This window comes from Sphingomonas sp. PAMC 26617, from assembly GCF_000242835.1.
Lineage (GTDB): Bacteria > Pseudomonadota > Alphaproteobacteria > Sphingomonadales > Sphingomonadaceae > Sphingomonas.
The window spans coordinates 3856681-3869879 of sequence record NZ_JH594425.1 but is presented as its reverse complement, the minus strand read 5'-3'; the positions used below and the strand labels follow the sequence as shown (position 1 = coordinate 3869879).

General features: G+C 66.5%; 10 protein-coding genes. 8 read left to right on the top strand and 2 right to left on the bottom strand.

Going from position 1 to position 13199, the window contains the following annotated elements; genetic code table 11:
* Window positions 1-6 precede the first annotated feature (6 nt).
* Window positions 7-1998 (bottom strand): lytic transglycosylase domain-containing protein, encoded by a 1992-nt coding sequence (locus tag RH91_RS17090; RefSeq protein WP_010164258.1) that lies wholly within the window; start codon window positions 1996-1998, stop codon window positions 7-9.
* A gap of 87 nt (window positions 1999-2085) precedes the next feature.
* Between RH91_RS17090 and dapA the strand changes: the two genes are divergently transcribed.
* Complete coding sequence (dapA, locus tag RH91_RS17085) at window positions 2086-2967, top strand: 4-hydroxy-tetrahydrodipicolinate synthase (RefSeq protein WP_010164257.1); 882 nt, start codon at window positions 2086-2088, stop codon at window positions 2965-2967.
* Between the two features lie 151 nt (window positions 2968-3118).
* On the opposite strand, the gene RH91_RS17080 is transcribed toward dapA, so the two are convergent.
* Window positions 3119-3520 carry an acyl-CoA thioesterase gene (locus tag RH91_RS17080; RefSeq protein ID WP_010164255.1) on the bottom strand — a complete coding sequence of 134 codons (402 nt, stop codon included), beginning with the start codon at window positions 3518-3520 and terminating at the stop codon, window positions 3119-3121.
* Window positions 3521-3687: 167 nt separating this feature from the next.
* Between RH91_RS17080 and smpB the strand changes: the two genes are divergently transcribed.
* The 7 genes from smpB (at window position 3688) to RH91_RS17045 (ending at window position 13088) form a co-directional block, all read left to right on the top strand.
* A complete protein-coding gene (gene smpB, locus RH91_RS17075; RefSeq protein ID WP_010164253.1) occupies window positions 3688-4170 on the top strand; it encodes an SsrA-binding protein SmpB in 483 nt (160 codons plus the stop codon).
* Complete coding sequence (locus tag RH91_RS17070) at window positions 4163-4750, top strand: DUF2062 domain-containing protein (RefSeq protein WP_010164251.1); 588 nt, start codon at window positions 4163-4165, stop codon at window positions 4748-4750. Before smpB ends, RH91_RS17070 begins: the two co-directional genes overlap by 8 nt.
* A gap of 55 nt (window positions 4751-4805) precedes the next feature.
* Window positions 4806-6863, top strand: a complete 2058-nt coding sequence (locus RH91_RS17065; RefSeq protein ID WP_029624027.1) for a M13 family metallopeptidase — start codon at window positions 4806-4808, stop codon at window positions 6861-6863.
* Between the two features lie 28 nt (window positions 6864-6891).
* On the top strand, window positions 6892-8937 hold the full coding sequence (locus RH91_RS17060) for a M13 family metallopeptidase (protein WP_010164247.1): 2046 nt from the start codon (window positions 6892-6894) through the stop codon (window positions 8935-8937).
* 209 nt (window positions 8938-9146) lie between these two features.
* Window positions 9147-11570: a response regulator gene (locus tag RH91_RS17055; protein ID WP_010164245.1), complete on the top strand. Its 2424-nt coding sequence runs from the start codon at window positions 9147-9149 to the stop codon at window positions 11568-11570.
* 38 nt (window positions 11571-11608) lie between these two features.
* Window positions 11609-11962 (top strand): response regulator, encoded by a 354-nt coding sequence (locus tag RH91_RS17050; protein WP_010164243.1) that lies wholly within the window; start codon window positions 11609-11611, stop codon window positions 11960-11962.
* A 115-nt stretch (window positions 11963-12077) separates the two neighbouring features.
* Entirely contained in the window at window positions 12078-13088 is a 1011-nt protein-coding gene (locus RH91_RS17045) for an SDR family oxidoreductase (protein WP_010164241.1), read from the top strand.
* The last annotated feature ends 111 nt before the right edge of the window (window positions 13089-13199 follow it).

Below are 13199 nucleotides of genomic sequence, written 5' to 3'. Positions count from 1 at the left end.
GTCGCGTCAGCCGGCGGTGCGCTTGCCCAGATACCAGCTGATCCGGTTCGGCCCGGACGAGCGCGACCGGGTCGGGTTCATCAGGTCGTACACCACCGCATTCTCGAGCACACGCTGGACGTAGTTCTTGGTTTCGTAGATCGGGATCGCCTCGATCCAGTCGATCATGTCGGGGCCGCCCGCCATGCGGGGGTCGCCGTTCGCGCGGAGCCATTTGTTCACGTTGCCCGGGCCCGCATTATACGCCGCGACCGCGAGCGGATAGCTGCCGAAGGTGCCGAAGATCTTCCGGAAATAGCTCGACCCGACCATGATGTTGTAATCGGTATCGGTCATCAACGCCGAGGCGTCATACGCAAGCCCGAGCTTGGTCGCGGTCTCGCGCGCGGTGCCCGGCATCAGCTGCATCAACCCGCGCGCACCCGCGTGGCTGATCGCGGCGCGGTCGAACTGGCTTTCCTGCCGGGCGATCGCGTGGATCATCGTCCAGTCGTCCTGGCTCGCGACCGGAACACGCACGTTGGGGAAGCCGACCGTGGTGTAATCGCTGAGGCCGTTCTGCAGCGCGCTACGCCCGACCATCACGCCGAGATCGGGGCGACCGAGCGTGCGCGAGACTTCGGCGGCGAGGACGTGGTCGCTGTCGGTCTTGGCATCGAGCGCGATCTGGCGGACGAACGCGGTCTGGTCGAGCCACGCGCCGGTCGTCCCGAGATATTGCGCCGCGCGCACCGTTTCGCGCGCGTAGAAGGCGCTGCGTGCGGCGGCGTCGACCGGGCGTTGCGCAGGGGCGGTGGGGGCGGTCAGCGTCTGGCCGAGACGCTCGATCGCGAGCTGGCCGTAGAACATGTCGCGGAAGCCCGCAGCGCGCGCGTAATAGCCGATTGCCGCGGCGCGGTTGCCCGCCGCTTCGGCGGCGCGGCCTGCCCAGTAGAAGCCTTTCGACTGCGTCGTCGGGGTCTTGGAGGCATTGGCGTAGCGCAGGAACAGGCCGGTGGCATCGGCGGGCCGGTTCATCTGCTTCATCGCTGCCTGGCCGGCGAGCCAGACGAGGCTCGTATAATCGTCGCGCTCGCCATACGGGCGCGCGCTGACGTCGGTGCCTGCGGGATAGGCGTCGTCGACGCGGCGCGCGATGTCATAGGCGACGGCAGTCTGGCCATCGTTCGCGGCGGCGCGTGCGTTGGTCAGCAGGACTTCGAACCATTGCTCGGCGCTGCCCGGGACGACCGCGAGTGGTGCGCGTTGCGCGAGCGTTCCGCGTGCGCTGTTGGAGGCGCCGTTGAGGCGATACCAGCTCGCGCGGTCGGCGAGCCAGCCCGGATCGGTCGCGCCCAGCGCCTGCGTCGTGGCGGCGCGGTCGGAGGTGTCGGGCGCATTGGTGCGGAACGCGAGCCGCGCCTCGAACAGCGGACGCCGCGCCGGACTGGTCAGCATGACCTGGCGCTGTGCGGCGAGCGTCGAGCCCTGCCACAGCAGCATGTCCATCCGCGCGTCCTGGTCCGCCTGGCTCAGCGCGCCGGGGTAGAACGCCTGGATCTTCGCCTCGTCGACCGGCGAGATCGTGCCCGATACCCAGGCGGCGCGCGCGGCGGCGTTGGCATCGGCGCGCGCGCCGGTCGCGGCGAGTGCCTCGGCGTAGCGGGTTCGACTGGTGCCGCTCAGCGGCGGGAAGCGCCGGAAATAGGAGACGGCGGTGGCGGGCGACCAGCCCGGCGTCTCGAGCGCGCGCTCGGCCGAGCGGCGGAGCGCCATCTCGTTCGGCCAGCCGGGATGCGCGATCAGGAATGCGGCATAGCGATCGAAGCCATAGCCGGTCGTCTGCAGCATCTTCCATTCGGAAATCGCCGAGGCAATGCCGACGTTCGCGGGATTGGCCCCGGTCAGGATCTGCGTCGCGCGGCCCCAGCCGAGCTGTTCCTGCACGGCATCCGCCGGCACCGCCAGACTGGAGACACCGGCCAGCAGGAAACCCGATTTGAACAGCGTTGCAATCATGTGGACAGACTATGCTTCCTGTCCGTATTTGTCCCGTCGAAAAACAGGAAATGCGACGGGCAGCCCGTTGCGCAGGAGCATAACAGCATGTTTTCGGGATCGATCCCGGCGCTCGTCACGCCGTTCGCCGCCGATGGCGCCTTCGACGAGCCGGCGTACCGCGATTTCGTCGAATGGCAGATCGCGGAAGGCTCCGCCGGGCTGGTGCCATGCGGGACGACCGGCGAGGCGGCGACGCTGACCGCGGACGAGCATTTCCACATCGTCGCAGTCTGCGTCGATCAGGCGCGCGGGCGGGTTCCGGTGTTGGCGGGAGCAGGGTCGAACGACACGCGGGTCGCGATCCATAACATCGCGGCGGCCAAGGCGGCGGGCGCGGATGCCGCGCTGATGGTCCCGCCCTATTACAACCGGCCCAACCAGGAGGGCATCTTCCGCCACTTCGAGGCAGTGGCGAACAGCTGCGATTTGCCGATCGTGCTATACAACGTCCCCGGGCGGACGGTGACCGACATTGCGGCCGAGACGGTGGGACGGATCGCGCAGGCGTTCCCGAGCGTGATCGGAATCAAGGATGCGACCGGCGTGATCCAGCGCGTCTCGGCACAGCGGGCGGTGTGTCCGGAGGGGTTCGTCCAATTGTCGGGGAATGACGACATGGCGCTCGCGTTCAACGCGACCGGGGGCGTCGGGTGTATCTCGGTGACGGCGAACGTCGCGCCCCGGTTGTGCGCGGAGTTTCAGGCGGCGTGCGCGGACGGAGATTATACGGCTGCACTGGCGCTGCACGATCGTCTGTTCGCGCTCCACGTGGCGTTGTTTACCGATGCATCGCCGGGGCCGGTGAAATATGCGGTCAACCGGGTGCGGCCGTCGTTCCCCACGGCGCTGCGCTTGCCGATGACGTGGCCGAGCGAGGCAAGCCAGCGCGCGGTGGATGCGGGGCTGGCGGGGGCAGGGCTGGTTTGAGGCTGCGCCTCAGACCGGCTAGCACCACCCCGGCGAAGGCCGGGGCCCAGTAGTGAGGTCCTGCGTCATGGAGCGCAGTGTCCGCAACCGACCATCCCGCGATTGGACCCCGGCCTCCGCCGGGGTGGTGCGGGGGAAAGCGGCGGCAAACTCAGTCTTTCGCGAAGAACCGGTCGATCACGCCCTGCGCCAGCCGCGCGGGCCGCTTCGTCTCGATATCGAGGCAGCACCAGCTCGACTTCACCTCGGCGAGAACCTCTTCGCCGCGCTTGATGACCGTCTCGTAGAAGGCGCGGGCGCCTTGTACCTTTTCGAGCAAAACCGTCGCAATGACTTCGTCGTCGAGGAAGGTCGGCTTGCGATAAGTGATCTCGTGCTTGAGCGCGACCCACGCGTGCGTCGCCAGCGCATCGGCGGGGGCAAAGCGTTGCCAGTGGCTGATGACCGCTGCCTGTACCCACTTCAGATAGGACGCGTTGTTGACGTGCCCCATGAAGTCGATGTCGGCCGCGTCGATGTCGATCGGGAAGTTGTGCGTCGCGAACTGGGCCATGGCGTATCCTATCCGAGATCGATCCCCGGCGCGATAGCGTAGGGGCACGGACCTTAACATTTATGTCAGTAACGATGGGTCCGCCGGTTCGATCCTTCGCAATCGAATCACGGCTCGACGCCACGGGGCTTTCGCATCCGCGCGGCACGTCCTACATCGCCCCTCCTATGGCGCGTCCCAAACCTGTAACGTTCGAAAAAACCAAGATCGTCGCCGAGAACCGGCGCGCGCGGTACGATTATTCCATCGAGTCGGTGTTCGAGGCGGGGATCGCCTTGACCGGGACCGAGGTCAAATCGCTCCGCACCGGGCAGGGGTCGATCGTCGAAAGCTACGCCGAGGCCAAGGATGGCGCGGTGTGGCTGGTCAATTCGAACATACCCGAATTCAGCCACGGCAACCGGTTCAACCATGAGCCGAAACGGCCGCGCAAGTTGCTGCTCCACGCGCGCGAGATCAACAAGATGCACGGGGCGGTCAACCGCGACGGGATGACGCTGATCCCGTTGATGATTTATTTCAACTCGACCGGGCGCGCCAAGATCGAGCTCGCGCTCGCCAAGGGCAAGAAGGCGCATGACAAACGCGATTCGATCAAGGAGCGCGACTGGAAGCGTGAACAGGGTCGGTTGATGCGCGACCGTGGCTGACGCCGCCGCCTCGAAGACTTTCGTGGCGCGCGCCTGGGGCTTTGCGCTGAGCCATATCCCGACTCGCGAGGGGATCGAGCGCAACCGTTTCCTGCGACCGGTCGCGCATCGCATCCTGCACCCCGTACTGTGGCGCTTCACGCGGCGTTCGGTCCCGCGCGGGGTCGCGCTGGGGGTGGTGAGCGGGATCCTGTTTCCGTTCGTCCATGCGCCGGTGGCGGCGCTTTCGGCGCTGCCGGTGCGCGCCAACGTGCCGGTCGCGGTGGCGACGACCCTGTTACACAACCCGCTGACCAGCGTGCCGCTCTATTTCAGCGCCTATCGCATCGGATGCTGGATCCTGCACTGGGACCGGACGATCCCGGGCCGTCCGATCGCCAGCAACGTCGCCGCGCATGCAAGCTGGTTCCACACGCTGGTCGCGCAGGTCGGCCCGGCGACGATCGTCGGGCTGGTCGTGATGTCCGCCGTGCTCGCGGCGATCGGCTATGTCGCGGCAGGGCTGGTATGGCGAATCCGGATCGGGCGGAAATGGCGGCAGCGAACGCTGCGCAGGAATTTTGTTAACCCATTTGACTAGGCGTATCGGTTGGATACAACACGCAGGCTTCGTCGCGATTTTTGAAGGGCCTGTCATGCGTAGTTCGTATCTCGTCGTATCTTTGCTTGCCTCCGTATCGATCGCCGGGGCGACTTACGCGCAGACCGCCGCGAGCAGGGCCAAGCCGGTTCCCACCGCCGCCGTCGCCGGCAAGCCGACCTACGGCGACTTCGGCCTCGATACCGCGGGCATGGACAAGTCCATCAAGCCGGGCGACAATTTCGCCGAATATGCAGGGGGCAACTGGGCGAAGACCACGCCGATCCCCGAGGATCGCGCGTCGTTCGGCATGTTCAACGTGCTGCAGGACCTTTCGACCGAGCGGACCCGCGGGATCCTCGAGACCGCGATGAAGACGCCCGGCAACAAGAGCGGCGACATGTACGCCAGCTACATGGACGAAGCCGCGATCGAGGCGAAGGGCGCCAAGCCGATCCAGCCATGGATCGCGGAGATCAAGGCGGCGAAGGACAAGACCGCGCTCGCGGTCGAGATGGCGAAGCTCCAGCGCATTGGCGTCGGCGGGATGTTCGGGGTCGGCGTGAGCCTCGATGCCAAGGCACCGACCAACTATATCGTCAGCACCGGCCAGTCGGGCCTCGGCCTGCCCGACCGCGATTATTATCTCAAGACCGACCCCAAGCTGGTCGAGACCAAGGCCGCCTATCAGGCCTATCTCGCCAAGATGCTCGGGATGATCGGCGAGCCCAACGCCGAGACGCGCGCCGCAGCGATCGTCGCCTTCGAGACGCAGATCGCGACCGGCCACTGGACCCGGATCATGTCGCGCGACGCGGACAAGCGCTATAACAAGTGGACCGCTGCTGACTTCGCGGCAAAGGCGCCGGGCTTCCCCTGGAGCGAATATCAGACTGCGCTCGGCGTCGCGCAGCAGCCCGCCTATATCGTCGGCCAGCCGAGCGCGGTCGCAGCCGAAGCACAGTTGTTCCAGGCGACTCCGCTGCCGGTGCTCAAGGACTATCTCACACTAAAGCTGCTGCGCAGCTTTGCCCCGTTCCTCTCAAAGCAGTTCGACCAGGCGAATTTCGCCTTCTACGGCACCGTCCTGTCGGGCGCGCCGCAGCAGCAGCCGCGCTGGAAGCGGGGCGTCGCGGTCGTCGGCGGGGCGCTCGGCGAGGATGTCGGCCAGCAATATGTCGCGCAATATTTCCCGCCCGAATCGAAGAACGCGGCGGACCAGCTGGTCAAGAACATCATCGCGGCGATGGGCCAGCGGCTCGACAAGCTCGAGTGGATGGCCCCCGAAACCAAGGTGAAGGCGCATCAGAAGCTCGCGTCGTTCACGCCGAAGATCGGTTATCCGTCGAAGTGGCGCGACTACAGCGCACTCAAGGTGAACCGCGATGACCTCGTCACCAATGTCGCGGCTTCGTATGCGTTCGAATATCAGCGCGATCTCAACAAGCTCGGCGGGCCGATCGATCGCACCGAATGGGGCATGACCCCGATGACGATCAACGCCTATGCCAATCCGACGATGAACGAGATCGTCTTCCCGGCGGCGATCCTGCAGCCGCCGTTCTTCGACGCCAAGGCGGACCCGGCGGTCAATTACGGCGGGATCGGCGTCGTGATCGGGCATGAGCTGAGTCACCATTTCGACGACCAGGGGCGCAAGTTCGATTCGACCGGCAAGCTGACCGAATGGTGGACGCCCGAGGACGTCAAGCGCTTCACCGCGCTGACCGACAAGCTCGTCAAGCAATATGACGCGTACGAGCCGATCCCCGGCCAGCATATCCAGGGTGGCCTGACGCTCGGCGAGAACATGGCCGATCTCGCGGGCCTCGCGGTCGCGTATGACGCCTATCACCGCTCGCTGAACGGCAAGCCCGCGCCGGTGATCGGCGGGATGACCGGCGACCAGCGTTTCTACCTGGGGTACGCGCAGGTGTGGCGGATCAAGTTCCGCGAGCCCGCGCTGCGCTCGCAATTGCTGAGCGACCCGCATTCGCCGGGTCCGTTCCGCACCGCCGAGGTGCGCAACGTCGACAACTGGTATAAGGCGTTCGGCGCAAAGCCCGGCGACACGATGTACCTCGCGCCGGCTGACCGCGTTCGCGTCTGGTAAGCCAAGCATCCTGATTTCGGAGACGACGATGAAACGGATTTATGGTCTCGCCCTGGCTTCGGCCGGGGCGTTGGCGGTCGCGGTCGCGGCCGGCGGCGTCGCGCAGACGGCCCCCGCCGAGGCACCTGCCGCCGCGAAGGGAAAGCCGCAGTTCGGCAGCTTCGGGTTCGACGAGGCGGGCATGGACCGCTCGGTCGCGCCGGGGGACAATTTCTACACCTTCGCCAACGGCACCTGGGCGCGCATGACGCAGATCCCGGCGGACAAGTCGAACTACGGGTCGTTCAACCTGCTCGCCGACCTGTCAGAAGCGCGGACGCGGACGATCCTCGATGGCGTGGCGCGCGATCCGGGGTCGAAGATCGGCAGGGCCTATGCGACCTTCCTCGATCGTCCCGCAATCGACGCAAAGGGGCTTGCGCCGATCCAGCCGTGGCTCGGCAAGATCAAGGCGCTCAAAGCGCGCGCAGCGTATCCCGCGCTGCTCGCCGAGGCGACGCGCGCGGGCGTGGGTGGCCCGTTCGGTGCCTATGTCGGGCAGGACGACAAGCAGCCCGAAATCTATGCGCTGTCGGTCGGGCAGGCGGGGCTCGGCATGCCCGACCGCGACTATTATCTCGAAGCGAGCTTCGCGCCCAAGAAGAGGGCGTATCAGGCACATATCGCCAAGATGCTGACGCTTGCGGGCGAGCCGAACGCCGCCGCGCGCGCCGCCGCGCTGGTCGCGTTCGAGACCGAGATCGCCAAGGTCAGCTGGACCCGCATCGACAGCCGCGATGCGACCAAGACCTACAACAAGATGTCGGTCGCAGATCTCGCCAAGTCGGCACCGGGCTTTGCGTTCGCGACCTATTTCGACGGCATCGGCGCAAAGGTCTCGACCGTCATCGTCTCGCAGCCGACCGCGATTGCCGGGATCACCAGGCTCGTTTCGGCCGCGCCGCTCGGCGTGTTGCAGGACCAGCTGATCCTGCGCTCGCTCGATAGCTATGCCGACGTGCTCCCCAAGGCGCTCGACGACGAGCAGTTCGCCTTCTTCGGCAGGCAATTGTCGGGCACGCCCGAACAGGAAGCCCGCTGGAAGCGTGCGGTCCAGTTCACCACCGGCGCGCTCGATGACGATGTCAGCAAGCTGTACGTCGCCAAATATTTCCCGCCCGAGACCAAGGCGGCGGCCGACAAGCTCGTCAAGAACGTGATCGCGGCGATGGACCGGCGGATCGACAAGCTCGACTGGATGGCGCCCGAGACCAAGATCAAGGCGCACGCCAAGCTCGCCGCCTTCACCCCCAAGATCGGCTATCCCTCGCAATGGAAGGATTACGCCGGGCTCAAGATCGTCGCGGGCGACGCGTACGGAAACACCTGGCGTGCGAACCATTGGCAGCAGGCGTATAACGTCTCGCACCTCGGCAAGCCGCTCCAGCGCTGGGAATGGGGCATGACCCCGATGGAAGTGAACGCCTATGCCAATTTCGGCATGGTCGAGATCGTCTTCCCCGCCGCGATCCTGCAACCGCCGTTCTTTGATCCGAACGCCGACGATGCGGTCAATTACGGCGGGATCGGCGCGGTCATCGGGCACGAACTGAGCCATCATTTCGACGATCAGGGCGCGAAGTATAACGCCAAGGGCGAACTGACCGACTGGTGGACGCCCGCCGATGTCGCGGCGTTCAAGGGGCGGACCGATGCGCTGGTCAAGGAATATGACGCGTACGAACCGCTCCCCGGCATCCATGTGAAGGGGGCGCTGACGTTAAGCGAGAATGTCGCGGATCTGGCCGGCCTGACGGTCGCATACGACGCGTATCACCACGCGCTCGGCGATCGTCCCGCGCCGACGCTCGGCGGTTTCACCGCGGACCAGCGCTTCTATCTCGGCTGGGCGCAGGTGTGGCGGCGCAACTACCGCGAGGCCAACCTCCGGCAGCGGCTCGTCATCGACGCGCACAGCCCGTCCGAACAGCGCGCCTGGGTCGTGCGCAATCTCGATCCGTGGTACGCAGCGTATCAGGCCAAGCCTGGGCAGAAACTGTTCCTGACCCCGCAGCAGCGGGTTCGCATCTGGTAAGCCCTGTCGCGGTCGGACATGGAGCAAGACGCTCGAACCGCGTCACCCCGGGAGAAGCCCGGGGTGACGGGGCCGGTCGAAGCGGTCTAGAGGGGGTTCCTGTCTTCGGGGCGATCCTCTGACCCAAGGCGGCGGTTGCGGCGAAACATCGGACGGGCGGGTCCGCAACACCCTTGACGCTTCATCGCGAGGCTTCGACACGAGGTCCTATGGCAAGCGTCCCGATTTCGAGTTCTGACACTCCCGCCCGCTCGGCGCTGCTGATCGCGGTCGGATCGGGGATTTTGGCGTCGCTCATCATCCTCGGCGCGCTTGGCAGCGTGCCGATCGCGGCGGCGTTCCTTGCGTCCGCGATCGTGCTTGGCGGCGGGTTGCTGGTTTTCCGCCGGCTGTTTCCGATCGCTGCCGATACCGCGAGCGAACCCGACTGGAGCGTCGCGCGCGCGCTGGCCGAGAGCAGCGCGGACGCGATCGCGGTCACGGACCGCGCAGGGCGGCTCGTCTGCGCGAACGATCGCTACGAAGCGGTGTTCTCGGGCTTCCCCACGCCCCCGGGCCTGCCGTTCGACGCGAGCGGGGTCGAGCGGCTGAGTGCCGCCGGGCGTGCCGCGTGGCGCGACGGCGCGGCGACCGCGGGGCGGCTGATCGCGCAGGGCACGTCGCTCACTGCCGACGTCGCGCGCGCGGGCGAGGACGGCAACTTGCTGGTATGGCGGTTCCGCGGGAGCGAGGGGCTCGATCTCGCGCGGACGATGGAGACGCTGATCTCGGGCCCGACCGGCGACCGGCTCGGCAGTGCCGGGATCATGACCGCGCTGATCAATCCCGACGGGCGGATCCGCGCCGCCAACCGCGTCCTGCGCGCGCGCGCGATGGGCGAGGGCGACAGCCCGATCCTCGGGCGTGACTTCGCGCGGTTCCTGATCACCGACGCGTACGGCATGGCCCGCTTCGAACGCGAGGGGATGACCCGCAACCCGCTGCGCGTGCTCCAGATCCCGTTCCTCGACGGCGAGGACGCGCCGATGCTCGTCGCGCTGATCGACGAGGAGGACGGCGCTCACCCCGCGATCGGCGAGAGCGCGAGCGCGCACATCAAGAGCCTCGTCGCGCTGATGCCGTTCGGCGTCGCGCTGATCGGCGCGGATGGGCGCTTCCTCCAGATGAACGACGCGTTCGCCCGCGCCGCCGCGGTCGATCCGAACAGCCCGCCGCTCTATCCCGGCGATTTGCTGGTGCGCGAGGACAAGGGCGTCGTTGCGGACGCGATCCGACGGTTCGCAGGTGGCGCGACGCATTCGACCGATCTCGCGGTGCGGCTGCGCGACCATCCCGACGAGCCGGTCGCGCTGTCGATCGCGGGGGCGCGTGGGCTCGGCGAGGCGGCGGTGCTGCTCAGCCTCAAGGACAATAGCGAGGAAACCCGCCTCAAACGCGAGGTCGCGCAGGCGACCAAGATGCAGGCAGTGGGGCAGCTCGCGGGTGGCGTCGCGCACGATTTCAACAACATCCTGACCGCGATCATCGGGCATTGCGACCTGATGCTGATGCGCCATTCGCCCGGCGACAGCGATTATGACGATATCCAGCAGATCCGCGCCAATTCGAACCGCGCGGCCAGCCTGACGCGCCAGCTGCTCGCCTTTTCGCGCCAGCAGACGCTCCGCCCGCAGGTGCTCCAGCTGCCCGACGTCATCTCCGAAGTCTCCAACCTGCTCAAGCGCCTGCTCGGCGAGACGGTGACGCTGACGGTCAAGCACGGGCGCAATCTCAGCCCGGTCCGCGCGGACCCGGGGCAGCTCGAACAGGTCGTCGTCAACCTCGCGGTCAACGCGCGCGACGCGATGATCACGCACGACCCGCGTGGCGCGGGCACGCTGTCGATCCAGACCTATGCGGTGACCGCCGCCGACGTGCGCAAGCTCGCGTCCGACATCCTGCCGCCGGCGGATTATTCGGTGCTCGAGATCGCGGACACCGGCGGCGGGATCCCGGTCGAGATCCTCCCGAAGATCTTCGAGCCGTTCTTCACCACCAAGGAAGTCGGCAAGGGCACCGGGCTAGGCCTCTCGACGGTCTACGGCATCGTCAAACAGTCGGGCGGCTACATCTTCGCGGACAATCGCAAGGACGGCGGTGCGGACGGTGGCCCGCGCGGCGCGCAGGGGGCGGTGTTCACCATGTACCTGCCGGTCTATACCGAAGGCGCGCTCAGCGAGCCGGTGACACAACGTGCCTTGCCACGCGAAAAACCGGTCGACCTGTGGGGGACGGGCACGATCCTGCTGGTCGAGGATGAGGACATGGTCCGCGCGGTCGCCGAACGGGCGCTGAGCCGGCAGGGCTATACCGTGCTCACCGCCGAGAACGGCGAGGCGGCGCTCGAACTGCTCGCGGTCAATCCGCGACCCGACCTGCTGATCTCGGACGTGATGATGCCGCTGATGGATGGCCCGACGATGGTCCGGCACGCCCGCGCGCGCTATCCCGATCTGCCGATCCTGTTCATGTCGGGCTATGCCGAGGAGACGCTGCGCAAGTCGATCAATCTCGACAATGTCGCCTTCCTCGCAAAACCCTTTTCCGTCCAACAGCTTGCCGAAGCGACGCGCGAAGTGTTAGGAACAAAATGAGATAGCGCGACACGGCGTGGTACGATAAAGGCGGCGGGATGAGCGCACCACAGTCCATTCTCGTCGTCGAGGACGAGCCCCTGATCGCGATGATGATCGAGGATTTCCTCGACGTCCTCGGCAAGTCGCTCGCTGGGAGTGCCGATACCGTCGGCACCGCTTTGGCGCTGGTCGACGCGGGCGGCATCGACGCCGCGATCCTCGATGTCAACCTGCGCGGCGGTGAGAAGAGTTTCCCGATCGCCGAAGCGCTTGCGGCGCGCAACATCCCGTTCGTGTTCGCAACCGGCGGGTCGCACGACAGTGTCGGGGATGCCTGGTCGGACCGGCCGACACTGCCCAAGCCGTTCACGATGGACGGCGTTTCGAAGGCGCTCGACGCGCTTCGGTGATCGGCTTCTGTCGCGTTACCTGATATAGATTACTGTAACAAAGCGGCGCACTGGCTGAACCGCTTTCGGGGCCGCGAGTTTCCCCAGCACACGACATGCTGGACGGAGACGAACGATGGCCAATCAGGAAGACGGAATTTCACGCCGCGCGATGGTAAGTGGTGCAGCGGTCGGTCTCGCCGCCGCCGCAGCGGCGGGCCCGGCGCTCGCCAAGCCACAAGCTCCCGCACAGGGCACGCCAACAGCCGGACTGAAGGATCCGCGGAGCGCCGGCCCCAAGCCGCCGTTCCAGCGTCAGAGCCAGCCGTGGCCCGGTCTCGCCGGCAAAATGAACCCACGCCCCGATCATGGTGAGACCAGCTATCGCGGTTCGGGCCGTCTGGCCGGGCGCAAGGCGCTGATCACGGGCGGCGACTCCGGCATGGGCCGCGCCGCGGCGATCGCCTATGCGCGCGAAGGCGCCGATGTCGCGATCAACTACCTCCCCGATGAGGAAGCCGACGCGCGCGAAGTGATCGAGCTGATCCGTGCGGCAGGCCGCAAGGGAATCGCGATCCCGGGCGACCTGCGCAGCGAGGCGTTTTGCAAGAAGCTCGTCGACAGCGCGGTCAAGCAACTGGGCGGGCTGGATATCGTCGTCAGCAACGCGGGCCGGCAGCAGGCGCACGCGTCGATCCTGGATATTTCGACCGAGCAGTTCGACTGGACGATGAAGACCAACATCTACGCGCCATTCTGGATCATCAAGGCGGCGTTGCCATATCTCCAGCCGGGTTCGGCGATCATCGGCACCACCTCCGAGCAGGCGACCGATCCGTCCAAGGACCTGTACGATTATGCGATGACCAAGGCGGCAACGACCAACTACGTCCGCAGCCTGGCGAAGCAGCTCGCGCCGAAGGGGATCCGCGTCAACGGTGTGGCACCGGGGCCAGTGTGGACTCCGCTCCAGGTGTCGGGCGGCGCGACGATGGAAAAGCTCGAGAATTTCGGTGGGGATGCGCCCGCCGGGCGGCCGGGCCAGCCGGGCGAGCTTGCCGGGATCTACGTCATCCTCGCGGAGAATGGCTCGAGCTTCACGACCGGGCATGTCTATGGCGCGGCGGGCGGAAACGGCCTTCCGTAATTCGATCTCGTCACCCCGGCCGTCGTCGGGGTGACGGTTCGATCCCGCGAAGCTGTCGAAAGTTATCGTTCCCTACTTGTTCTAATCGAACAAACGCAGTACATAGCCACC